At 59.9% G+C, this 22,738-nt stretch carries 18 protein-coding genes; 6 read left to right on the plus strand and 12 right to left on the minus strand.

Annotated elements, in window-relative coordinates; genetic code table 11:
- Positions 1–66 precede the first annotated feature (66 nt).
- The 4 genes from QPL96_RS16240 to QPL96_RS16255 form a co-directional block, all read right to left on the minus strand.
- Entirely contained in the window at positions 67–1,119 is a 1,053-nt protein-coding gene (locus tag QPL96_RS16240) for a TRAP transporter substrate-binding protein (RefSeq protein ID WP_303288355.1), read from the minus strand.
- Positions 1,120–1,443: 324 nt separating this feature from the next.
- Entirely contained in the window at positions 1,444–2,889 is a 1,446-nt protein-coding gene (locus QPL96_RS16245; protein ID WP_303288356.1) for a sigma-54-dependent Fis family transcriptional regulator, read from the minus strand.
- A 115-nt stretch (positions 2,890–3,004) separates the two neighbouring features.
- Positions 3,005–5,113 (minus strand): 3-hydroxybutyrate oligomer hydrolase family protein, encoded by a 2,109-nt coding sequence (locus QPL96_RS16250; protein ID WP_303288357.1) that lies wholly within the window; start codon positions 5,111–5,113, stop codon positions 3,005–3,007.
- Positions 5,114–5,455: 342 nt separating this feature from the next.
- Positions 5,456–5,818, minus strand: a complete 363-nt coding sequence (locus QPL96_RS16255; protein ID WP_303288358.1) for a DUF6164 family protein — start codon at positions 5,816–5,818, stop codon at positions 5,456–5,458.
- An 88-nt stretch (positions 5,819–5,906) separates the two neighbouring features.
- On the opposite strand from QPL96_RS16255, the gene QPL96_RS16260 reads away from it, so the two are divergent.
- The 4 genes from QPL96_RS16260 to QPL96_RS16275 are packed head-to-tail and all read left to right on the plus strand — an operon-like array spanning position 5,907 to position 10,403.
- Positions 5,907–7,319, plus strand: a complete 1,413-nt coding sequence (locus tag QPL96_RS16260) for a DUF2868 domain-containing protein (protein ID WP_303288359.1) — start codon at positions 5,907–5,909, stop codon at positions 7,317–7,319.
- Entirely contained in the window at positions 7,316–8,746 is a 1,431-nt protein-coding gene (locus QPL96_RS16265) for a GTPase/DUF3482 domain-containing protein (RefSeq protein WP_303288360.1), read from the plus strand. The genes QPL96_RS16260 and QPL96_RS16265 overlap by 4 nt, the downstream gene beginning before the upstream one ends.
- Before the next feature lie 50 nt (positions 8,747–8,796).
- Positions 8,797–9,192 carry an ectoine synthase gene (locus QPL96_RS16270; protein ID WP_303288361.1) on the plus strand — a complete coding sequence of 132 codons (396 nt, stop codon included), beginning with the start codon at positions 8,797–8,799 and terminating at the stop codon, positions 9,190–9,192.
- An 11-nt stretch (positions 9,193–9,203) separates the two neighbouring features.
- On the plus strand, positions 9,204–10,403 hold the full coding sequence (locus QPL96_RS16275; protein WP_303288362.1) for a CynX/NimT family MFS transporter: 1,200 nt from the start codon (positions 9,204–9,206) through the stop codon (positions 10,401–10,403).
- 68 nt (positions 10,404–10,471) lie between these two features.
- Here the strand turns inward: QPL96_RS16275 and QPL96_RS16280 are convergent, their stop codons facing one another.
- The gene (locus QPL96_RS16280) at positions 10,472–11,647 is read right to left on the minus strand and encodes a type III PLP-dependent enzyme (RefSeq protein WP_303288363.1); all 1,176 of its coding nucleotides are present in this window, start codon (positions 11,645–11,647) and stop codon (positions 10,472–10,474) included.
- Positions 11,648–12,045: 398 nt separating this feature from the next.
- On the opposite strand from QPL96_RS16280, the gene QPL96_RS16285 reads away from it, so the two are divergent.
- A complete protein-coding gene (locus tag QPL96_RS16285; protein ID WP_303288364.1) occupies positions 12,046–14,388 on the plus strand; it encodes a fatty acid cis/trans isomerase in 2,343 nt (780 codons plus the stop codon).
- Positions 14,389–14,727: 339 nt separating this feature from the next.
- Here QPL96_RS16285 and hrpB read toward each other — a convergent pair whose 3' ends face one another.
- The 6 genes from hrpB to QPL96_RS16315 all read right to left on the minus strand — a co-directional run bounded on the left by hrpB (position 14,728) and on the right by QPL96_RS16315 (position 21,498).
- Entirely contained in the window at positions 14,728–17,211 is a 2,484-nt protein-coding gene (gene hrpB, locus QPL96_RS16290) for an ATP-dependent helicase HrpB (RefSeq protein WP_303288365.1), read from the minus strand.
- 48 nt (positions 17,212–17,259) lie between these two features.
- Positions 17,260–17,925, minus strand: coding sequence for an SCO family protein (locus QPL96_RS16295; protein WP_303288366.1), 666 nt, complete (start codon positions 17,923–17,925; stop codon positions 17,260–17,262).
- A 148-nt stretch (positions 17,926–18,073) separates the two neighbouring features.
- Positions 18,074–18,994 carry a heme o synthase gene (gene cyoE / locus QPL96_RS16300; RefSeq protein ID WP_303288367.1) on the minus strand — a complete coding sequence of 307 codons (921 nt, stop codon included), beginning with the start codon at positions 18,992–18,994 and terminating at the stop codon, positions 18,074–18,076.
- Positions 18,991–20,049, minus strand: a complete 1,059-nt coding sequence (locus tag QPL96_RS16305) for a heme A synthase (RefSeq protein ID WP_303288384.1) — start codon at positions 20,047–20,049, stop codon at positions 18,991–18,993. The genes cyoE and QPL96_RS16305 overlap by 4 nt, the downstream gene beginning before the upstream one ends.
- Positions 20,050–20,113: 64 nt before the next feature.
- A complete protein-coding gene (locus QPL96_RS16310; protein WP_303288385.1) occupies positions 20,114–20,752 on the minus strand; it encodes a hypothetical protein in 639 nt (212 codons plus the stop codon).
- 11 nt (positions 20,753–20,763) lie between these two features.
- Positions 20,764–21,498, minus strand: a complete 735-nt coding sequence (locus QPL96_RS16315) for an SURF1 family protein (protein ID WP_303288368.1) — start codon at positions 21,496–21,498, stop codon at positions 20,764–20,766.
- An 80-nt stretch (positions 21,499–21,578) separates the two neighbouring features.
- On the opposite strand from QPL96_RS16315, the gene QPL96_RS16320 reads away from it, so the two are divergent.
- Complete coding sequence (locus tag QPL96_RS16320; RefSeq protein ID WP_303288369.1) at positions 21,579–21,782, plus strand: twin transmembrane helix small protein; 204 nt, start codon at positions 21,579–21,581, stop codon at positions 21,780–21,782.
- Between the two features lie 8 nt (positions 21,783–21,790).
- Here the strand turns inward: QPL96_RS16320 and QPL96_RS16325 are convergent, their stop codons facing one another.
- Positions 21,791–22,678: a cytochrome c oxidase subunit 3 gene (locus QPL96_RS16325; RefSeq protein ID WP_303288370.1), complete on the minus strand. Its 888-nt coding sequence runs from the start codon at positions 22,676–22,678 to the stop codon at positions 21,791–21,793.
- Between the last annotated feature and the right edge of the window lie 60 nt (positions 22,679–22,738).

Below are 22,738 nucleotides of genomic sequence, written 5' to 3' on the forward strand. Positions count from 1 at the left end.
GGGCCACCCAGACTAAATCAGAGAGCACCGGAATTCCTTCCGGTGTCCCAGGGTCAGCCCCGGACCTTACAGGTCCGCCGGAACATAGGCGCGTGTATCCCACACCTTGTAGGTCTTCATGAACTCGTTCTGGCTTTCATAGACGCGCTTGAAGTCAGCATCCCTGGAGGCTTCTTCTTTCAGCACTTCCTCGGTCACCGCTTTCAGCTGTTGCAGAACCTCGCGGGGGATCTGGTCAGCCTGGACACCCTTGTCCTGGAACTCGGCCAGAACCTTGCCGTTCTTGTACTCGCCCTCGGCCAGGCCACGGGTGGTTGCGGCAGTGCAAGAGGCCTCAACCAGCGCCTTCTGTGCCTTGGTTGCCTTGGCCCACTCGTCCTGGTTGATCAGCATGTACTGGGCGGTAAATTGCTGGTGCCAACCCGGGAACAGGTTGTACTTGACCACCTGATCAAAACCGAGGATCTGGTCGATGGCAGGCATGGAGAATTCAGTGGCATCAATGGTGCCTTTTTCCAGGGCCTGGTAAAGCTCGCCGCCGGGCATCATCGTGACGGAAGCTCCCAGTTTTTCAAGAACCTTGCCACCCAGACCGGCGAAGCGAATCTTCAGGCCCTTGTAGTCTTCCAGTGTCTTGATTGGCTTAGAATACCAGCCCGCTGTTTCAGGCCCGATAATACCGCACAGCTGTGCATGCACCTTGAAGCCCTTGTTGGCGTAGGTTTCCTGCAGCATTTCATGGCCGCCACCATAGTAATACCAGCCAGTATAGGCCCAGGGCTTCATGCCAAAGGGCACAGCCGCAAACAGCGGAATCGCAGGCACTTTGCCCTGATCGTAGCCGATCCAGGTGTAACCAGCCGATACCTTGCCGTCGGAAACAGACTGCAAAATATCGAAAGGAGGAACCAGTTTACCCGGCTCATAGACACGAACCTGGATGCTGCCGTCAGACGCAGTGGTCAGGTTTTCGGCAACCCAGGCTGCGGGAGAGCCGAGACCGGGAAGATTGGTTGCGAAGGCAACCGGCATTTTCCAGCGCAATTCCTCTGCAAAAGCGGAGCCAGTGGTAAGAGCGATCACACCGGCCACTCCGGTGAGAACCTTGAGAAGTTTCATTGGCAAGTCTCCTAGCATTGTTATTGTATCTGGCCTGGCGGCTTACAACCTGAAAGGCCTGGTCTGAGTATAGTCAGAAATGCAGGAACAGGCGGACAGTTTATTGGGGAGGCCAACAGACGGCGCCGGCGTTGTTTTCCGCATGGTTCTGATGTCCTGCGCCGCCGAGTTTGCAGACACTATGCCAAATTAGATTTTTTATTTAATTTCATATACTTATTAAATTTCAAAGGCAACAAACCAAAGGCAAGTGTCCGGATAACGGGACGGCATTAGACGTCAGTCGTACGTGGTTGTTCGGATGGCAGGACAAGCGTCCGGATTTCAGGACAGCTTGGCCAGCTTCTCGTACAGGACAGATCTTGAAATGCCAAGCAGCTTGGCTGCACGGGTGCGGTTGCCGCGGCAGGCCACGAGGGCTTCCTCGATGGCATGGGCCTGAGCCTTGGCCAGCGTCTGGGACAAAGGCCTGACCGGCTGCGAAGCCAAAGAGGAAGCCGGGCGGTTTCCTCCACGGGGCAGAACCTTGAAAATGGCGTCGGCATCCAGCAGCCCACCCTCTTCACCCATGGTCATGGCCCGCTCCAGAACGTTTCGCAGCTCCCGGATATTGCCCGGCCAGTCGTAACTGCCCAAAGCCGAGACACCCGCGTCGGTAATTTCACCACGCAGCTCCAGCCCGTCGCAGATCTCTTCAAGCAGCGCCTCACAGAGCACACCGAGATCCGCCAGGCGATCCCGCAACGGAGGGATGGGAATCTCCAGGACGTTGAGGCGATAGTAGAGGTCCGAGCGGAAATTGCCGTCGGCAATCATGACCTCCAGGTTTCGGCTGGTCGCTGCAATAACCCGGACATCCACCGAAACCACCTTGTTGGAGCCGAGCGGTTCAATCTCACCCTCCTGCAAGGCGCGCAAGAGCTTGGCCTGCAGCGGCAGCGGCATATCGCCGACCTCATCGAGGAACAAGGTGCCACCATCGGCCAACTGGAACTTGCCCTCCCGAGTCCGGCGATCCGCGCCGGTATAGGCGCCCGGAGCAACCCCGAAAAATTCTGCTTCCAGGAGGTTGTCGGGGATGGCGGCAACATTGACACCCACAAACGGCTTTTCGGCCCGGGCGGAAACCGAATGAATGGCCTGGGCCAGCACTTCTTTTCCAGTACCGGTCTCGCCCAGCAGCAGCACCGGCATGTCGCGCCCCGCAGCCAGACGCGCCCTTCGTTTAACTTCAAGCGCGGCGGGGCTGGCGCCAACAAAGTCGCCAAGGCTGTAGCGGGTTCCCCGCGCCTTTTTTGCCAGTGCTTTACGCGCTGCAGCCAGATCCTGGTGCAGCCGCCGGTACTTGGAAACCAGTGGCGTCAGGGGCTGGAGGTCGTCATAAAGAACAAAGGCGACCGCACCCACGATTTTTCCGTCGTCATCGTAATAGGGCAATCGGGTCACGACCAGCTGTTGCTGGTTGTGTTCCATGATGTCGAGCAGCAGGGGCCTGCCGGTTTCGACCACCTCCGGCATACGGGTATGGGGGATGAGCTGACGCACCGGTTTGCCAATGACCCCTGACGGATCGCCAAGGCCAAGCAGATGGGAGTAACTGCTGTTGATCCAGGTTATCCGGGCACTGCAGTCCACCGCGATCGCACCAGCGCTGGCTTCCTCAAACATGGGAAACAGGGCTTCGATCAGGTCCCGGGTCAGGCCACTCTTGTTCTTGTCAGAAAACAGCTCTGTCATGTACCGCGCACCAACGGGTTGAATGTCGTTCATGGTATTCACCCTGGCACCCGGCCAAGCCAGGTGCAGTCACGGAAGTATATGGCCCCCCCGGAGCGGGGGCAAACAAAGCCGGCCCGACACTGGCCTGGGCCGGCGAACGGCCCGGTTACTCCGGGATCCGGAGCTGATTATCTGCAAACACAATCCGGTCACCCTGGTCCGGGGCAGGATTGATTGCCGGCAGGTTTACTTCCGTCAACGGTGTTGTGATGGCGCCCCGGGGCACGGTCCGGACCACCTGACTCGGTGGCAACGGCTGCTTCTCCGTCAGATTCGCCCAGACCAGATCCAGCGCCTGGAAGTAATAGTGGTGCAGCGGGACATAACGGTCAGCTACGCCTGGGAAACCGTTAAGCACGTCCAGATGATGGGCGTTCAGGATTTCGTAGTACCTCAGGTTGCTCTTGTCGCCTTCCACCCGCTGGTTCAGACCCAAATAGGGCCGGGAGGTATGATTAATGGGCAGGATGGCATCGGCGCGCCCGGTAACGAAAACCGCCGGCTTACCCTGCAAATCACCGGTAGCACGCACTTCAGCAATGCCCTCAGCAATGGCCGATGCCAGCTCGGCGTCGGAACCTTCGAGCGCGGCCCCCGTTATCGCGTCGCTACCCTGAGCAAGGCTGCGCAGGCACAGCAGGGCATCCAGGCCATAGTCCATCTGGCTTGAGCTGGGTGAGGCACTGGCCGGCAGATTAGTGGGCTGACCCTCGGCGCTGTCATACACAATACTCACCCCGGCAGTTGGCGGAATCCCGTTGCTGGCCGAAAATAGGGCGGCCTCCGCCGCGGGTGCCAACTGGGTCACCGCTCCGGCGGTATCGGTTGCCGCCAGGCTGAGGTCACACACCCGATCCTCAACACCGGCCCGACCATAGGCGTTAGCGTAGGTCAGCGAAATGCTCTGGGCCACTGCCAGCCCGAAGTGCACCGGCGCCAGCAGGTTCTGTTCCGGCTGAATACCGAACTCTTCGTTCAGTATGCGCAGGGCGTCGGTCGCCCGGTCGTCCAGTGTGGCACCGGTCACTAACCCTTTGTTGGCGAGGGAGTTGCAGATGTTCTCGCCGATTGCCGGGGGATTGAAGGCCGCGTTAAGTGGCGCGGTGTCCCGAATCACCGGGGCCTGGTTGGCGCAACCCTGATAGACGGCTAGGGCCGTGGTGTAATCCAGCAGGCTGCGACTGTGTTCGGTGATCACCGGACCTTCACCCTGGCGTATGGTGAAATCACGATCAACCTCCGGATTCACGTTTGGCTCGGAAACCGCAACACCGTCAATCAGCCCACGGGTGTCCTGTTCGGCAGCACGAACTGAAGAGCCACCGCCATTGGACACGCTGGAGGCGATCACCAGGGTACTTTTGGGTTTTATGGTAAGAAGGGTTTCACCGTTGCCCAGTTCCCGGCCAAACTTTTCGTTCAGCACGTAAAAGCCGAACTCAATGGACTGCAACACATGCAGGCCCCAGTCTGCTTCCGGGTTGGCTTTGGAGTGGGCGTGTTTCCACGCAAAGCGATCCGGCCAGTTACTGTCGAACATTGCCCTCTGCTGCTCGGTCAGGTCGGTACGGAACTGGACCGCTTCCTCTGCAGAGGTAAGCGTGCCATCAATACGCTGCGCGGTATTGGTGGCCAAGTTGTGCGAACCTGTACCCGTGCCTTTGTCTGTGTAGACAACGGCACACCCTTTTTTCAGGCCCCATTCGCCGGCGGTACCGATTGCGCCGTAGATACCCCGGGAGCCGGATGACGGCGCGGTGACCATGCAGGGTCGCTCAGGATCAAAGCTCTCGGGCACCTGAGCCATGACAGTCACTGGCACATCCGTCCCGGGGACCGCCATAAAGGCAATGACTTCGTCGCCAGGTATCAGGCCGTCACCACTGGCGCCAACCTGCGGACCAAAAAAGGTGCCGTAACCACCTCCGAGAGCGGTGTCCACCAGAGCACGGTAGTTGTTGTAGATCGCCAGTCGACGAAGTTCTGCGGCGGTGGGATTAAGCGGATCTGCAAACGCAGGCGCACTGGGACTGGCAAGGCCGCTGGCCCCCAGACCTGCGGTTAACAGGTCATCAGTAATGCCATCGTAGCTCGTCTGGTTTATGTCACCCTGGACGAAGTCAGGGATTTCATTGAACGGTGGCTTACCATCCTTGCAGGCAGTGAGGGTCAATCCCGTGGCGCCGATCAAGGCGTAGAGCATTATTCGTTTCATGATCGTTCCTTGTTTGTTGTTGTAAACGAACAGACCAGGCCTCGAGCCGGGCCCAGGGAACGCCATGCGGATCCTGTGCCAGTCAGGTACCCTTATGATTTATATAAATTTAATCCACCTTTAAGTATTGAAACAAGAAATTGATCCAGATTTCCGGACAGTCGATAGCAAAAAATCGGGGAAAAGGGCTGTGGTCGCCTACCTGAAACGGGTTGTCTTGAAAATCGGACACTGTAGGGAATGTCGGACAATGGAATAAGAGTTCACAGCCGGCTCCAGGCCGGCATTCGCCACCAACTGTCCACCGTAAGGCAGGTAGAGCGATGGTTACCCCGGCCGAATCTATCCGATCCGGACAAACGGCAACAAGCTCAGCCCCATAATCACCACAATCGCCAGGCAGGCGGCCAGGGTCCTTACCGGATGGCGTCTGAACATAAACCAGACACCGCCAGACCCGCCCCGGGCCAGGTTCTCCTCGTAAACCCGCCGCTGGATTTCCTGACGTTGCCGATGATAGGCCTCGAGCAACGCCCGGGCGCGGGCTGCCTCGTTGTCATCGTGTACCCAGAACCCCCCCATACTGATACCCCAGCGGCTTGGCGGTGTCTCGTAATAAACCACGTCATGGGCCTCAAAAAGAGCCCGGATCTCGTCGGCTTCGTCATCGGGCACATGGCGCAGGTTCATCAGGTGGTGGGGCATGGAGGCTCGTTGTCTGGTATCGGAAGCGGGAATCCCTATATCCTAGCATCAAAGCACGATTGGCCGAATTCACCACCCGGGACACTGAATGACCGATAGCCCCCTCCGACTGCTGCTGGGTTTTGATGCCCAGGCCCAGCGGGACAAATCACAGCCGCTGGCCTTCCTACATCGCCGGGACCGTAAGTTCGCACTGATCTGTGAAGAGCAGGGCGTAGACCCGAATGTGGCTCTTTGGCTGGCACACCTGAACCGTCTGAGCGGACCCGACGCGACACCGTCAGCGGCGGACCAGACCCTGGGTTTCTGGCGCCGGGTCCATGGGGGTTTTGCAGCGGTCGGCCTTGTCACCGGAATGCTTACCATGGCCGGGCTGCTGTTTTACGACGGTGGCCAGCGTATCAATATCACCGTCATGCTGGGCTTCGTGTTGCTCCAGTTGGTGCTGGCCCTGTTCACCAGCCTGCAGTCGCTGGCCGGATGGCAGCCCTGGCGCTGGCTTCTTCGGCGCTTCCGGACCGGTCCGGCCAACGTTGTGACCGGCAGGCTCCATCCCTTGCTGATGGCCCGGGCCGCCCACATCGGCGGTCTTTGCTTCGCCGTCTCGGGGCTGGCCACGTTACTGGTGCTGGTGGTGGTGCAGGACCTCGCCTTCGGCTGGAGCACCACGCTGGAGACGGCTGCCACAAACTACCACCGGCTGGTGCAAATCATAGCTGTACCCTGGACCTGGTTGTGGCCAGCGGCGGTTCCGGATCTCGCCCTGGTCGAAGCCACGCGCTTTTTCCGGGCCGGAACAGATAATGCCAGCCCGGATCCCGGCCTCTGGGGCCAGTGGTGGCCGTTTGTCACCATGCTGTGGACAACCTGGGTGCTGCTGCCGCGCCTGCTGATGTGGCTTGTGACTTCTGTCCTGATCCGGAACCGGGCTCGCCGGCTGCTAGCCAGCCATCCGGCGATGCATGCGCTGTTGTACCGCATGGAGACGCCGGCCCTGGACACAGGCAATGAGCATAACGATGCCGACGACCTGCCGGATACCAGAACCCGCGACAATCTTCTTCCGCTGCCTGAAAGCGATATCTTGCTGTGCTGGGCCGGAGCCGGCGAACCGGAACTGCCCGAAGCCCTGCGGTCAGGCAAGCACCTGATTCTCAGGGGCGGGGGAAGGGCCAGTCTCGCAGACGACGAGCAGACTCTCAAGCAGGTGGCGGAGCACTGCCTGAAGGCCCGTGGCAACGCTGTGATCCTGCTGACCCGGTGCTGGGAGCCGCCAACCGGCGAGCTTCAGGATTTCCTGGAATCGGCCCGCCGACTCTGGCCCGGTGGAACCCGGGTCGCGCTTGTACCCCTGGCGGCTGATATAAACCGCGAGCCGGATTCCCATCAGATCCAACCCTGGCTTCGGTTCGCCGAGCGTGTCGGCCACGAATTCGTGAGGGTGTCACTGCCACCCCTCCAATGGCAAGACCCTTACAGGGCCCGCGGAGAGTCATCATGACACAGGCACCCACCTTCGCCGTAGTCGGGCACCCGAACAAGGGCAAATCCAGCGTGGTGGCCACCCTGTCCCAGAACGATGCCATCGCCATTGCCCTGGAACCCGGCACCACCCGAAAACGCCAGGCCTATCCGCTGAAAGTGGACGGACAAACCCTGTACACCCTGGTGGACACCCCCGGCTTTCAACGCCCGAGACGGGTCCTGGAATGGCTGGAGGCCCACAGTGTGTCCGCCTCTGACCACGCCGACACCGTCAGAGCCTTTGTGACCCAGCATCAGGACAATGGCCGCTTTACCGATGAGTGCGAACTGCTGACTCCACTGCTGGAAGGCGCCGGCATTATCTATGTGGTGGATGGCTCGGCACCCTACAGCGCCGAACATGAGGCGGAGATGGCCATCCTGCGCTGGACGGGCCGGCCGAGCCTGGCCCTGATCAACAGCATCGGTGCAGACGATTACAGCGAAACCTGGCAGGCCGCACTGGGCCAGTTCTTTCAGGTTGTTCGCAGATTCGACGCTGTTCGTGCCCCGTTTGAACAGCACCTCGGCCTGTTACGGGCATTCGGCCAACTGGAGCCAGACTGGGAAAAGCCTCTTGAGCAGGCCACCCGGTTTCTGTCCGGGCAGCGGCGGCAGCGCCGTCGGCAGGCCGCAGCGCTGGTTGCCAGAGCCCTGGAGGACATGATGTCGTTCCGGGAAAAACGCACCCTGACCGCCAGCCAGGCCGCCGAAACCAGTGACGGTTCACTGGCCGAGCAGCTCCGTCAGCGCTGGTACCGTCATCAGCGCCAGCGGGAACTGACTCTGCGTGTCGATATCGAGCATCTGTACCAGCACCAGCGCATCCGGCGCCAGGAAGCCGAGCTGCAGTGGCATAGCGAGCACGATCTGTTTTCCGAAGACAGCCGCAAGGCGTGGGCGGTCAGCAAACGCTACCTGGCGACCGCCGGCTTCGGGGCCGGAGCAGTGAGCGGAGCAGGCATTGACGCCCTGACCCTGGGTTCCTCCCTGGGAACCGGCGCCCTGGTGGGTGGGCTGATCGGCGCTGCCGGCAGTTATTTTTATGGAGACCGCCTCGTCCTGCCGGTGCTGAACATCGGGGCGCTTCGGGACGGATTGAAAACCGCCACCTTCGGACCTGTACAGGACAGCCAGTTCGGCTATGTTGTATTAGGGCGTGCGATTGATCACTGGTGGCACATCAGCCACCGGAACCACGCCGGCCGGGACCTGCTGGAGCTGGAACCCGCGGGTCACCACTGGCTGGAAAGCCTTGATAAAAGCAGCCGACAGGATATCCAGCGGGCCTTTGACAAGTGCCGGAAACGGCGCCCCCTGGACGAGCGCCAAAGGGAGAAATTCACCGCGGCCATCGAGCAATCCATGACGGTCTACGACGACTGGCGGTTGAACCGGACCTGAAAGGGATGTTTATACTGAGGGGCTGTTCCATCACACAATGGGGAATGCGAATGAAAATTGTACGAGTGCAAGACATCATCGGTACCGAGCGCGAAGTACACGGGCCGGGCTGGACCAGCCGCCGTATGCTGTTGAAGAAAGACGGCATGGGCTTCTCCTTCCACGAGACCATTATTCCCGCCGGTGCTGAGCTCAACCTCTGGTACAAACACCACCTCGAAGCCGTTTACTGCGTAGCTGGCAACGGCAGCATTCTGGACAAGGCCACCGGCGAAACCCACCAGATCAGCGATGGCACCCTGTATGCGCTCGACAAGCACGATCAGCACACCCTGCGCGGTGGCACCGAGGACATGCGATTAATCTGTGCCTTCAACCCGCCGGTCACCGGCAGTGAAGTGCATGACGAAGACGGCGCCTACCTGCCGGATACCAGTGAAGACTGATTCGCTGATCCGTGGCTGAACACCTGGCCGCAACCACACCGCCACCGCCAGCCAGGCTGCTGCCGGTGGCGGTGTTGCTCTGGCTCGCCGGCCTTTATCTGCGTATACCGGTGCTGGTGGCCCCACCTCTGGCGCCGTTTATCAGTAATGAACTCACACTGACCCAGGCCCTCACCGGGGCACTGACCACGCTGCCCATTCTGATGCTGGCCATCGGCTCCATGCCTGGTTCCCTAGCCATCGCCCGCATTGGCCCCCGGAACACCCTGGCCCTGGCCATGGTGATCATGGTGATCGGCTCCGCTGGCCGCGCCCTGGTACCTGACACCCTCACACTGATGCTGGCCAGCGTCGTCATGGGGCTTGGTGTGGCCATGATGCAACCGGCCTTGCCGGCACTTCTACCGAGATGGCTCGAACCCCACCACCTGGCCCTGGGTTCGGCCATCTACATGAACGGCATGCTGATGGGCGAGTTCATCGGCGCCGGTATAACCCTGCCGGTGCTCATGCCGCTGTTCGACAACAGCTGGCGCGCCACCCTCCTGGCCTGGTCACTCCCGGCCCTGCTGGTGGCCGCTGCCCTCTACCTGCCCAAAAGAGAATGGGCAAAACCCGTGGGTCAAGTCGCCTGGCTCCCGGACTGGAGCAACCCGCTCACCCTGAAAATCGGCCTGCTCCTTGGCCTCTCCGGCTCCATGTTCTTCGGCCTCAACGCCTACATGGGCAACCTGCTGGAGCAGCAGGGCCAGTTCGGCAAACTCTCCGACGCCCTGTTCTGGTTCAACCTCGCCCAGGTCCTCGCCTCCCTGATCATGCTCAAAATGGCCCGGGCCTGGGTCGGCCGGCGTTCCACCATCATCGTTGCCGCCGCCCTGAGCATCCTGGGCGCCCTCGGCGCCATCACCTTTACCAGTTGGTGGTCCATCGCCAGCGCCACCCTGATGAGCCTGACCTCAGGCATCCTCCTGATCCTCCTGGTCGCCGTGCCGCCCCTGGTCACAACCTCCCCGGAAACCGGCCGCCTTTCCGCCGGCACCTTCCTGGTCGGCTACACCCTGGCTTTCTCCATCCCCATGCTCGGCGGCTTGATCGCCGACTGGACCGGCGACGCCAGGCACGCCATCCTCACCATCATCGCCTACAGCCTGCTGGTTCTGCCTCGGGCCTTCACGCTGGACCTTAAACCAAAAGACCAGCCCGGAAGCTGATGCCTAACGCTGAAAATGGGGTCAGAAGAAAGCTTTCTTCTGACCCCTGTTCCAGCCAGACTCCGGTCTCAGATGTAATAGTCCTTCAACGGGGGAAACCCGTTGAATTCAATAGCGCTATAGGTAGTCGTGTAAGCCCCGGTAGAGAGCCAGTACATCCGATCCCCGATAGCGAGATTCAAAGGCAGCGGATACTTGTGGTGCTCATACATGATATCGGCACTGTCACAGGTGGGCCCGGCAATCACGCAGTCCTCGCCTTCGCCCACCTTCTCCGTCCAGATCGGAAACTTGATCGCCTCATCCAGGGTCTCGATCAGCCCGGAAAACTTGCCCACATCGGTAAATACCCAGCGGTGCAGGGCCGTTCGCGATTTCCTGGAAATCAGCACCACCTCACTTACCAGCACGCCGGCATTGGAAATCAGCGAGCGGCCAGGCTCAATGATGATCTCCGGCAGCTCGGCACCGAAATCCTCGTGCAGGAATCGGGCAATCTCTTCCGCATACACCTTCAGTTCATTGGTGCGAGTGATGTAATTGGCCGGAAAGCCGCCGCCCATGTTGATCATCTTCAGCTCGATGCCATCTTCTTCCTTCAGGCGCTCGAAAATCACCTTCACCTTGTTCAGGGCCGCGTCCCAGGCGCCAATTTCCCGTTGCTGGGAACCAACATGGAAGGACACACCGTAAGGCACCAGCCCCAGATCACGGGCCAGGATCAGCAGATCCATGGCCATGTCAGTCTGGCAGCCAAACTTGCGGGACAAGGGCCAGTCCGCGGTCAGTGTGCCTTCGGTGAGGATACGTACATACACCTTCGATCCCGGTGCCGCCTTGGCAATATTGCGCAGATCCGCCTCGGAGTCGGTGGCAAACAGGCGCACGCCCTTCTCGTAGAAGGTGCGGATGTCCTTGGCCTTCTTGATGGTATTGCCGTAGCTGATGCGCTCTCCGGTCACACCCAGGGCCATCACCTTGTCCAGCTCATACACCGACGCAATGTCGAAACAGGCACCCTTGTCACGCAGCATGGTCAGAATCTGCGGAGCTGGGTTGGCTTTCACCGCGTAGTACACGCTGGCGTAGGGAAAGCCCTCCACCAGCTCGTTGTACTGGCGATCAACCGTGGCGGTATCAATCACCACGAACGGGGTTTCCCTGCCATCGGCAAAGTCTTTGATGCGTTTGAACGTCTCGGCGCTGTAATAATCGGCGATGCTGGCGTTGGCGGCTTCGGTCATGGATAGTGTTTCCCTCCACAGGGCAAACAGGCATAAAAAAAGGCGCCACAGCAACGCTGCAGCACCCGTTAGATGGCGCGATCATCGGGCTTTTTTTTCGGCCCGGATATGAGCATATCTACCCATACGTAATCCGTGAAAAGCAAGAGGCCAATGGCATGAAAGTTGACGGGAGCTCAAGGCCCCGGAGGGGCGCTGGATAACCTCGTGCAACGTTTATTTTGAAACCGTCCCGCAGCAACTGGTCGGTCTGCGAATCAGCGAGCAGGGCGTTTTTTCGCCCCCGGCTGGGCCTCGGCGATAAACAGGCCGACCGGACTCCGGTATTATGGCGGTTTTACTCTTGAACTCTTATAGTTGCAGCCCCACCCACGGATCGATTATCAGGGAGTCCGGTCATGCCCGCCATTCTGGTTGCTGTAGGCTTGTTGCTGTTGGCCGGTTGTGCCGAAAACACCTCTGAACCCACTGAGGCGCAAACACTGCCGCCTCCGTCGCAGCAACCCATTGCCTTCGAAGCTGACGTCCAGCCCATTCTTGAGCGCAAATGCCTGGCCTGCCATGGCTGCTACGACGCCCCCTGCCAGCTGAAGATGGAATACGCCGACGGCCTGATCCGCGGGGCTCATCCAAAACCGGTCTATAACGGCGCAAGACTGCAGACCCAGACCACAACCCGCCTGGGTATCGATGCCCAGACCGAACAGCAGTGGCGGGAGCTGGGTTTTTACTCGGTGCTGGCGCAGGGCAACAAAACCCCCAGTCTGTTTGAAAACATGATCCGTCTGGGCAAGCAATACGAGTTTGCCCCCAACAGCAAACTTCCCGAGGACATCGAACTGGGTATCGGGCGCGCCAATCAGTGTGTGACCAACGCGGAGTTTAGTGACTACGCCGACGACCATCCCTATGAGGGCATGCCCCTCGCGGTGACCGGCCTCACCGACGACGAATACGCCACCCTCGCCGGCTGGCTCAACCAGGGTGGCGCTATCCACCCACACCAGGTTGGGGTGACCCCGGCGGAACAGCAGCATATCGAGCAGTGGGAACAATGGCTGAATCAGCCAGAAAACCACCAGCAACTGGTCAGCCGCTGGTTGTACGAACACCTCTATCTGGCCCACCTGTATTTTGTGGACGACGGTGCCGACACCCGCTTCTTTCAGCTGGTTCGCTCGCGCACGCCGCCTGGCGCGCCCGTTGAGCTGATTGCCACTCGCCGTCCCAATGATGCGCCCGGGGAGGCCCTTTACTATCGGCTGCGCCCGGTCGCCGGCAGCATTATCCACAAACGCCATATCACCTTCGCGTTTGGCCCCCGGCAACGGCAGCGGACACAACAGTTATTCTTTGGCCGCGACTGGCCGCTGGCCACCCTTCCGGGCTATGGCGCCGAGGAACGGGCCAACCCCTTTGCCACCTTCGCCGCCATCCCGGCACGCGCCCGTTACCAGTTCATGCTGGACAACGCCGAGTATTTCGCCCGCACCTTCATTCGCGGGCCAGTGTGCCGTGGGCAGATTGCCACCGATGTGATCCGTGACCAGTTCTGGGCCGTGTTCCAGGCCCCCGACGACGATCTGTATGTCACCAATCCCGGTTATCGCCAACGCGTAACACCGTTGCTGGCCCTACCCGGCCAGGACAGCGATCTGCTGGACTTCGGTGATAACTGGAGCACCTATAAGGCCAAGCGTAACGAGTACAACAGACTGCGCTCAACTGCTTACCGCCTCGCCTATCCGGGTGGCGCCGGGCTGGACCAGATCTGGGATGGTGACGGTTACAACACGAATGCCCTGCTCACCATTTTCCGCCATCACAACAACGCCTCCGTGCAGCGCGGCCTGATTGGCCAGGTGCCGACAACAAGCTGGTGGATGGACTACCCTCTCTTTGAGCGCACCTACTACGAACTGGTGGTAAACTTCGATGTCTTCGGCAATGTCGCCCATCAGACCCAGACCCGCCTCTATTTTGACCTGATTCGTAACGGTGGTGAGCAGAATTACCTGCGCCTGATCCCGGCCGGAGAACGCAACCGGGTGCTGAAACGCTGGTATCAGGGCGCCGGAAAGCTCAAACTGGGCTACAGCTATGCCGACATGGATGACCGTACCCCGTCCCAGGTACCCTATGTTACCAGCGCCCACAACGAGGAGCTCGGGGCCCGGTTGCTGCTCATGTTTCGCGCGCTGAACGCCGAACGGAACGATCCGATCAACCGCTGCGGTGGCAGCAGCTGTGGTCGCCCTGATCTGCCTGGGTGGATTCGCAGCACCGACCAGACGTTGTCCCAACTGGCATCGATCCGTGCCGAATTCCTGCCGGCGATTGCGTTCCTGCCGGAGGTCAGCTTCCTGCGGGTACATAACGAAAAAGGTGAACGCACCGTTTACACGGTGATCCGGGACCGCGCCCACAGTAATGTTGCCTTCATGTTTGGTGAGGATTTCCGGTATCAACCGGATAACGACAAACTGACCATCTATCCAGGCATCATTGGCAGCTACCCCAATTTCATGTTTGATGTGCCGGTCGCGCAGGTGGCCCTGTTCACCAAGACATTGCGGCAGCTGAAGACCCAGGAAGCATTTGACGAGCTGGTTGGCGTCTGGGGCGTACGCCGCACGCACCCGGACTTCTGGACCATCCTCCACGACATCACTGCCTGGCATCGGGAACACCAGCCGTTGCAGGCAGGCATCTTCGACATCAACCGCTACGAAAACCTCTGACGCGGTGGCGGGCGTTATAGAGTAATCCTACGCCACCAGTAACCAGGTTTTCTTGAGTGGTGGGCAAAAACATCAATCAGGCGTCTCCAGAACCCAATTTCTTCCCGCTCATACCAGAAAACAGCTTCTTCGGATTCCGTGGCAGCTTCCCTGCTGACTCTTACTTGCAAAAGTATCAGCCTCCGATTCGAGGCTCTTGCTCAGAGAGGGTCATGGCAGCATTTCCTGGGGCTTCGAGTCTACTGCATTGCAGCCGACCCTAAACCCAACCCTTCAAACGAAGGCAGCCGCCGCCCGGTCTTCGGGTTTTCCAAAGTGTTTATTTACCATAGAAGCGGGTCAGCGAGCAGGACGTTTTTTCGTTCCCTGCTGGGCCTGGGCGGTAAACGGATCGTCCGGCCAGGGATGCTTTGGGTAACGACCACGCATGTCCTTGCGCACGTCGGGGTATACATTGCGCCAGAAGCTGGCGAGATCGGCGGTCACTGCCAGCGGGCGCTGTGCCGGTGACAGTAAATGAATGACCACCGGGACGCGGCCGGCAGCCACTCGTGGGGTTTCAGTCCAGCCAAACAGGGCCTGGAGCTTGGCAGCCAGCACTGGTCCGTTCTCCGGGCCATAATCGAGCCTGATCCGCTGGCCTGTGGGGATAGCCAGGGCAACCGGCGCGAGCGCCTGGAGCTGTTGTTGTGCCGGATAACCCAGAAGACTGTTGAGCGCGTTCAACAGGTCCAGACGGCCCAGATCGGACCAACGACCCATACCGGCCAAAAACGGCGCCAGCCACTGTTCCAGACTCGCCAGCAAGGCCCCTTCACCGGTATCAGGCCAGTCATCATCGGGGAAAGTTTCGGCCAGCAACCGGACACGGGCGCACCACTGGCGGCTGTCGTCCGTCCAGGGCAGGCTTTCAAGCCCCTTCTTCCGGATGGCATTGAGCAGACCCCGCTGGACCAGAACCGGGTCCAGCTGCGCCAGCGGTTTTTCCTGCAGCACCAGTTCACCCAGTTTCCTGACGCGTCGGGCCACCACCCTGCCCCGGGTGTCATCCCACAGTGCCTCTTCGGTATCGTGAATGTGATTGGCCAGATCCTGCTCCAGATCCGGGATATTCACCGGCGCGGCCAGATAAATGGTCGCTTCCCGGGCCTTGCCATCCAGCTCCGCGGCAACCAGCCAGTCGTGTTTGGCGAGAGGATCGTCATCTCTCAGGACGGCTCCTTTGCCATTGCTGAGCTGATACCTCGGCGCCGTGCCTGATCGCCGGCGAGCAACGCGGTCCGGATAGGCCTGGGCCAGTAAACGTCCAATGTCGGTTTCAGTCGGCGCTTCCGGACCACCAGGGTTAGCACTACCACATAGCCGCTTTGCCGCCTGGTGCACGGCCTTGAGGCGGGCAGGGTCCAACGAACGATCACGACGCTCGCCATGAAGCACGCGAATACGCTCGTGTATATCCGCCCCGGCGCCGGGGCCAAGCAGGTCTCGCTCCCCCAGCAAAGCGGCCAGTTCCGCAGCAGGCACCTCTAAACCGAGCTCTCTTCCGCGTAACACCATATGGGCCAGGCGGGGGTGGATACCCAGCTCCCGGGCCGCCTTGCCATGATCAGCAATGGCGCCATCGGAATCCAACATGTCCAGCCATTGCAGCAAGGCCACAGCCTGCTGCCAGTGGGCCTGCGGTGGCTCATCAATCCAGGCCACGCCGGATGCCTCACGGGCACCCCACTGGGCCAGTTCCAGAACCAGCGGAGCAAGATCGGCCTCCAGAATCTCAGGCGGCGTATACTCCACCAGCCCGAACTGTTCTGACTCACTCCACAACCGGTAACACACCCCGGACTCGACCCGACCAGCCCTGCCTTTTCGCTGTTCCGCCGAGGCCCGTGAAACCCGAGCGGTCACCAGGCGGGTCATGCCACTGTTGGGATCGAATACCGCCCGGCGTTGCTGGCCGCTGTCGATGACCACCCTCACCCCTTCGATGGTCAGACTGGTTTCAGCAATGGCCGTCGCCAGCACCACTTTACGCTGGCCTTCCGGTGCCGGTGAGATGGCCTGATCCTGTTGCTCCGATTTCAGGTTGCCGTAGAGGGGCGTGATAAGTACGTTCTCCGCCAGCGTGCCCCGAAGCTGTTGCTCCACACGCCGGATTTCCCCGGCACCCGGAAGAAACACCAGCATGGATCCGGCCTGATCCGCCAGTGCTTCCTGAATGACCGCCATCACCTGATCCACCACTCGGACATTGCGGGCGAGCGGCCTATACAACGCGTCCACTGGAAAGGCCCGGCCTTCACTGGTGATTACCGGCACATCCCCGAGCACCCTGACAATCGGGGCGGTATCCAGCGTGGCCGACATCACGAGCAATCGAAGATCCTCTCGCAGCGCCTGCTGGGATTCCCGCACCAGGGCCAGACCGAGATCCGCCTGCAGGGAACGCTCGTGAAACTCATCAAAAATCACGGCCGCATAGTCTTCCAGCATCGGATCGGCCTGGATCAACCGGGTCAGGATACCCTCGGTGACCACTTCAATGCGGGTGACCGCCGACACCCTTGTATCCAGCCGGGTTCGGTAACCGACGGTCTGGCCAGGCTTCTGATTCAGCTGTTTTGCCATAAACCGGGCTGCGGATCTGGCCGCAAGACGACGCGGTTCCAGCATCAGGATCCTGCCATCACGCCTCCAGGGTGCATCCAGCAGGGCGAGGGGAACCCGAGTGGTCTTACCCGCCCCGGGTGGCGCCTGCAAAAGAGCAGTATTGGTCTGTTCCAGGGCGTTTTTCAGCTCTGGAAGGATGGCGTCGATAGGAAGCATGGGGTTCCGGACTTAGGTTTTACGACGGCGGCCAGGATTTGAGCAGCGTCAGGAACTGACCCGGTCGCGATTGGTCTTTGCCCACTGGTAAATACGCTCGAAGGCTTCGGCCAGCTGTTCGGGATTATGAGGCGGCTGAATCACGGCAGCAAGTTCACCATCCGGGTTCAGCAAGGCGAAATGGCCGCTGTGGTCCACCAGCAATTCGCCATCCACCTCCCGGTGCAGGAACACCGCACCCAGGCTTTTGGCCAGCGCCCGCAGCGTTTCCAGATCCCCGGTCAGGCCATGAAAACGCTCGCCAAAGAAGTCGGTGTACTCCCTGAGCTTCTCGGGGGTGTCATGCTCGGGATCAGCGCTCACCAGCAAGTATTCAGGTTGCGGCAGTTCGTCTGGCAACAGCTGTTCCGTACGGCGCAGGTTCGCCATCGCCGCCGGGCAGATATCGGGGCAGTTGGTATAGCCCACAAAAGCGAAGGTCCAGCGCCCCTTCAGGCTTTCCCGGGTCACCGTCTCGCCGTTTTCATTGGTCAGTGTGAACTCGGCCAATTGCCGCGGCTGGTCATACACATAGGTATTGAGCTCGGTCAGTTCCGGTGCCGGGATCGGTTCCTGGCTGCCAACCAGGAATACCTGGCGGCCCACAACCAGAGCGAAAATCAGAACCACGATCAACAGAAGGCAAAAGAGAGTGAGACGAATAGAGCTGTTCATGCTGAATCCAATTCGGTGACCAATCGAGCAGGCGGGAAGGGCTTCCCGAAACCGTGCGGAGCCAGGGATGGCGGAGCCGAGCGTACACGGACGTATTCACAGCGTGTTTCAGAAAGCCCTTCCCGCCTGCGCCCGCACGGTGTCTACTTCAGAAAAACACAAAATGATCCACAAGCAATACCACAAACAGGGCCATCAGGTAAGTGATGGAATACCTGAAGGTATTCAAAGCGACTCGCCGGTCATCACCCTTCAGGAGCCGGACGGCGTACTGCAGGAAACGCAGGCCAAGGACCAGGGCACCCACCAGGTAGATGCCACCGGACATACCTGTGACAAAAGGTAGCAGGCTGACCGCCAGCAGCATCAGGGTGTAAAGCAGGATGTGGAGCTCAGTGAACTTGTTGCCGTGGGTCACCGGCAGCATGGGAATACCGGCCTTGGCGTATTCCTCTTTCCGATGGATCGCCAGGGCCCAGAAATGCGGTGGTGTCCAGGCAAAGATGATCAGTACCAGCAACAGCGCGTGCCCCTCCACCTGGCCAGTCACGGCAGTCCAGCCGAGCAGTGGCGGCATGGCGCCGGCAAGACCGCCAATGGTGATATTCTGGGGCGTGGCCCGCTTCAGGAACAGGGTATAGACACCGGCATAGCCCACCAGGGAGGCCAGGGTCAGCCAGGCGGTCAGGTGATTGACCTGCCACATCAGTACGGCCATGCCAATACCGGCAAGAATGGTCGCGAACAGGATGGCGTCCAGGGGTGAGATCTTGCCTGTGGCCACCGGACGCTTGCGGGTGCGGGCCATGATCGTGTCAATCTTCTGGTCCACCACATGGTTGACCACCGCCGCGGCACCGGCCAACAACGCAATACCCAGGTTACCCCACACCAGAACGCCCCAGCCGGGCACCCCCGGCGCAGCCAGCAGCATGCCGATCACCGATGTCAGGATCATCAGCGCAACCACTCTGGGCTTGGTCAGCTCAAAATAGTCACGCCAGGAAATGGTTGTTCTGGAGTCGCTCGCAATTGCCTGGGCCGGCAGTGCTTCCACTTGCTCGCTCATGCCGTAACCTCCTGGTTCATTGTTGTTGTGTGCGTTGCTGTGGCGTTCTGTGCTTTCGGTAACAGTTGATGCTGCCAGATCAGATGAATGACTGACAGGAGCAGTCCGGCCCCCATGGCGTTATGGGCAACGGCGATGGACAGTGGAATATGGAAGACGACATTGGCCAGCCCCAGCAGGACCTGGACACTCAACACAACAGCCACCAATCGAATGGCATTGTCCAGGCCGGAATCGCCGATCCGCCGCCACATCAGTGCCAGCAAAGCGACAAAGTAAACCAGCACGACCACGGCTCCCAAACGATGTGTCACGTGAATCGCTACCCGCCCGTCTGCCGTCAGTTGGCCACCGAGATAATTGGGGCCTACATGCTGGGCAACATCAAAACCGTGCCGGAAATCCATTTCTTCTGGCCACCACTGCCCTTGGCAGGTGGGCAGGTCGGTACAGGCGACAGCCGCATAATTTGCCGCCGTCCAGGCTCCCAGAGCAACCTGCAAGACCACCAGCAGAAGCCCGCCATAAAGCCAGGGCCGAAAGCCTGCCAGCCCGGTTGACGGCGGCTCCCGGTCCGCCTTCTGTCTGGCTCGCCCTCGCAACCTTAAGGTGAGCAGGGTCAGCAGGCTGAGGGTGGTAAAGCCGCCAAGAAGGTGCAATGCCACCACCTGGGGCCACAACTTCAGAGTCACCGTCCACATGCCGAATGCTCCCTGGAGGAGGATAAAGCCGGCAATAAACAGCGGCAGCTTCACCGGGACACCCGTGCGCCGGTGGCGGACGGCATAAGCGGCCAGACCGAAGACGACCAGTCCGAGAGTACCGGCCGCGTATCGATGGATCATTTCCGGCCAGCCCTTTTCCACATCCACCGGCGTGTCCGGGAAGCGCGCATTCGCGACGGCGATACTGGATTCGCTCTGCGGCACCGTCAGAAATCCATAGCACCCGGGCCAGTCAGGGCACCCGAGCCCGGCATGCACCAAGCGGGTCCAGGCACCGAGCATGATCACGACAACCGCAAGCAAAACAGCGAAGGTTGCCCATCTGGCCATCGCCTGGGCCGCCGTGGATGGTGAAAGAGACGACTGATTCAAGACTGACTCTCCGCTCTGGCCATTACCCGATCTGCGACAGTTTGAGCAGGTGCTTGAGATCCTCCAGCATGTCCTTGCCGGTGTGTTCAGAACCGTAATGCATCATGATGTTGCCGAATGGATCCACCAAAAGGATACGGGGCTCCGATTCGGGACGGATTCCAGAAGGCCAGGAAGGGTGGGTGCCCGCCACCGGAACAAGACGCTCCATGGAGCTGTATTCGGAAGACCAGCGTGCCTGCAGATCCGAAGGCACGCTACCCAGCACCGCCGCCCGCGAAACGCGATTGGCGTTCTTGCCGAGCGCAATATTTACCTGTCGGGCCAGATAGAGCAACTCCTCACACTGGCTGCCACACTGGCCGGCGACAACGATCATCAGCCAGTCCGGATCTGTTTTGTCCGGGCCGAAGCGTTCAGCCAGGGGTGTACCTGAGGACGTTTCAAGGTTGAGGGTAGAGACCGGCACGACCGGCTGGAGAAGAACGCCGTTGTTGGTGTGGCCGGCAGGGTTCAGCCAGCCGGTGTAAAACATGATGGTGGCAGCAATGATCGGACCAAAACCCAGCAGAAACAGAAGGACGGCCGTCCGGCGGCCACGACGGGTCTGTTCCGGGGTGGGGCCTTCGTTCTGCGCCTGGTCGGATATCCGGTTAGCCATCGTCATTGTCATTATTGGCTCCTGTCTTTTGGTAACTCGCTCTTTCGATAACTCGCCACTACCGTCAATATAGTCAGCGCCACAGCCAGCGCAAACCATTGCGTGGCATATCCGTAATGGGTTTGCGGCCCCATCAGGTCCGGCTGCCAGTCGGCCCGGTAGGCTCCGGGCTGGTGGTCGCCGGAAAGGCGAACGATCCTGCCGGGAAGCTCCGGGATTTCGGCTCGGGCCACCTCTTTGGAGAGGCTTTGCACGCGCCGGGGCCAGGAGCCGGTTGCCGTGGGCTGATCACCAAGAACCGGCGGCACCGGGTAATCGCTGATCCGCCCCTGTAACGTGAACACGCCCTCCGGCGGGTCAACTTCCGGAAGCTGGCCCCGGGTCCGGGGCGCTGGCACCCAACCGCGGTTGACCACCACCGGCGGACCCGAAACCGGGCGAAACACGGTGAGAACCTCATACCCTGGCACACCATCCCGGGTCCGGTTATCCAGCAACCAGCTCCGGCTTCGGTAAAGGCCGGTCAGGGTCACAGGCCGGCCATTGCTCAGGTCCAGAGCCACCAGGTCTGACCAGTCCAGGCTTACAGCCTCCTGTTGCCACTGATCCAGCAGCAGCTGTTTCTCCGCTGCCCGGTTGAGCTGCCAGATACCCAGACTGATCAGAACCGGCAGGAAGACCCCACTGAATACCAGCAACCGCCAATCCAATTGCCAGTGACGGCGTTGGCGCTGCGAATCAGACATCCTCTGCTATAGTGACCTCACGGAATCCGGAAGCCATCCCGGGCCGTAGATTCACCCCACCAATAAAAACAGGAAGTTCCATGCTGAAGGCCGTTATCCTTGTATTGATGCTTGCCGTAGTCGTGAGCCTGTTCAGTGGCTTGTTCTTTCTCATCAAGGATGGCGGTAAAACCAATCGGGTACTGAATTCCCTGGTGGTTCGGGTCACACTTAGCATACTGCTCCTGGTGGTGATTCTGATTGCGTTGTGGCAGGGTGCCCTGACGTTGAACCCGACACCCTGACCCCCATGTCAGAGTATGTAAACAAACACGAACAGGCCCAGCCAGACTACGTCTACAAAGTGCCAGTACCAGGCCGCCGCTTCAAAGCCGAAGTGGTTGTCAGCTGTAAAATGCCCCTTGGTGATACGAATCAGCATGATAATCAGCATCAGGGACCCCAGAATAACGTGGGCGCCATGAAAGCCGGTCAGCATGAAAAAAGTGCTGCCATAAATACCTGATTTCAGTGTCAGATTCAGGTCCTGGTAGGCGTGGATATACTCGTAACCCTGGACAAAAACGAATATGATCGCCAGCGTAATCGTAGCGGCTAACCAGAGTTTGGTTTTCGAGCGATTGCCCGCCTTAAGCGCGTGGTGAGCAATCGTGATGGTAAAAGAGGAAGTCACCAGCAAAATGGTGTTCATCAATGGCAGGCCCCAGGGGCCGATGATGGCCTCTGGCGGCGGATAGGCTTCGGGATCAGGGGTCTGAATCAGCGGCCAGGTGGCCTGGAACCCCTCCCACAGCATATTTGAGCTGCCCCGGTCTCCCTCACCGCCCAGCCACGGCACGGCGAACACCCGTACATAGAACAGGGCGCCAAAAAAGGCCGCAAAGAACATGACCTCGGAAAAAATAAACCAGCTCATGCCCCAACGGAATGACCGGTCCATCTGCGGGCTGTAAAGCCCCGCCCGGCTCTCCCGGATCACGTTGCCAAACCAGCCGAACAGCATGTAGGCCATAATCATCGCGCCAATCAGGAACATGATCCAGGCGCCGGTGGTACTTTCACCCTGTTGTGCGTTGACCATGATGGACGCGGCGCCATAGAGAGTTACGCCAAGGCCAACCGTGGCAATGATCGGCCATTTGCTCTGTTCCGGAACGTAATAGCTCTGGTTTTCCGCCATGACAGTCTCCGATGGCTTATTCGTTATTAGTTGTTTTTGTCCTGGAGCGAGCGTGTCTTC

Source organism: Marinobacter sp. SS8-8 (genome assembly GCF_030540945.1).
Lineage (GTDB): Bacteria > Pseudomonadota > Gammaproteobacteria > Pseudomonadales > Oleiphilaceae > Marinobacter.

What these genes read in the sequence shown, in the direction of transcription:
- QPL96_RS16265 (WP_303288360.1), top strand. Translation starts at nt 7,316, where the DNA reads ATGACACAGGCACCCACCTTCGCCGTAGTCGGGCACCCGAACAAGGGC.
- QPL96_RS16285 (WP_303288364.1), top strand. Translation starts at nt 12,046, where the DNA reads ATGCCCGCCATTCTGGTTGCTGTAGGCTTGTTGCTGTTGGCCGGTTGT.
- QPL96_RS16320 (WP_303288369.1), top strand. Translation starts at nt 21,579, where the DNA reads ATGCTGAAGGCCGTTATCCTTGTATTGATGCTTGCCGTAGTCGTGAGC.
- QPL96_RS16315 (WP_303288368.1), bottom strand. Translation starts at nt 21,498, where the DNA reads ATGTCTGATTCGCAGCGCCAACGCCGTCACTGGCAATTGGATTGGCGG.
- QPL96_RS16295 (WP_303288366.1), bottom strand. Translation starts at nt 17,925, where the DNA reads ATGAACAGCTCTATTCGTCTCACTCTCTTTTGCCTTCTGTTGATCGTG.
- QPL96_RS16310 (WP_303288385.1), bottom strand. Translation starts at nt 20,752, where the DNA reads ATGGCTAACCGGATATCCGACCAGGCGCAGAACGAAGGCCCCACCCCG.
- QPL96_RS16280 (WP_303288363.1), bottom strand. Translation starts at nt 11,647, where the DNA reads ATGACCGAAGCCGCCAACGCCAGCATCGCCGATTATTACAGCGCCGAG.
- QPL96_RS16240 (WP_303288355.1), bottom strand. Translation starts at nt 1,119, where the DNA reads ATGAAACTTCTCAAGGTTCTCACCGGAGTGGCCGGTGTGATCGCTCTT.
- QPL96_RS16255 (WP_303288358.1), bottom strand. Translation starts at nt 5,818, where the DNA reads ATGCCCCACCACCTGATGAACCTGCGCCATGTGCCCGATGACGAAGCC.
- QPL96_RS16305 (WP_303288384.1), bottom strand. Translation starts at nt 20,049, where the DNA reads ATGGCCAGATGGGCAACCTTCGCTGTTTTGCTTGCGGTTGTCGTGATC.
- QPL96_RS16325 (WP_303288370.1), bottom strand. Translation starts at nt 22,678, where the DNA reads ATGGCGGAAAACCAGAGCTATTACGTTCCGGAACAGAGCAAATGGCCG.
- QPL96_RS16260 (WP_303288359.1), top strand. Translation starts at nt 5,907, where the DNA reads ATGACCGATAGCCCCCTCCGACTGCTGCTGGGTTTTGATGCCCAGGCC.
- QPL96_RS16270 (WP_303288361.1), top strand. Translation starts at nt 8,797, where the DNA reads ATGAAAATTGTACGAGTGCAAGACATCATCGGTACCGAGCGCGAAGTA.
- hrpB (WP_303288365.1), bottom strand. Translation starts at nt 17,211, where the DNA reads ATGCTTCCTATCGACGCCATCCTTCCAGAGCTGAAAAACGCCCTGGAA.
- cyoE (WP_303288367.1), bottom strand. Translation starts at nt 18,994, where the DNA reads ATGAGCGAGCAAGTGGAAGCACTGCCGGCCCAGGCAATTGCGAGCGAC.
- QPL96_RS16245 (WP_303288356.1), bottom strand. Translation starts at nt 2,889, where the DNA reads ATGAACGACATTCAACCCGTTGGTGCGCGGTACATGACAGAGCTGTTT.
- QPL96_RS16250 (WP_303288357.1), bottom strand. Translation starts at nt 5,113, where the DNA reads ATGAAACGAATAATGCTCTACGCCTTGATCGGCGCCACGGGATTGACC.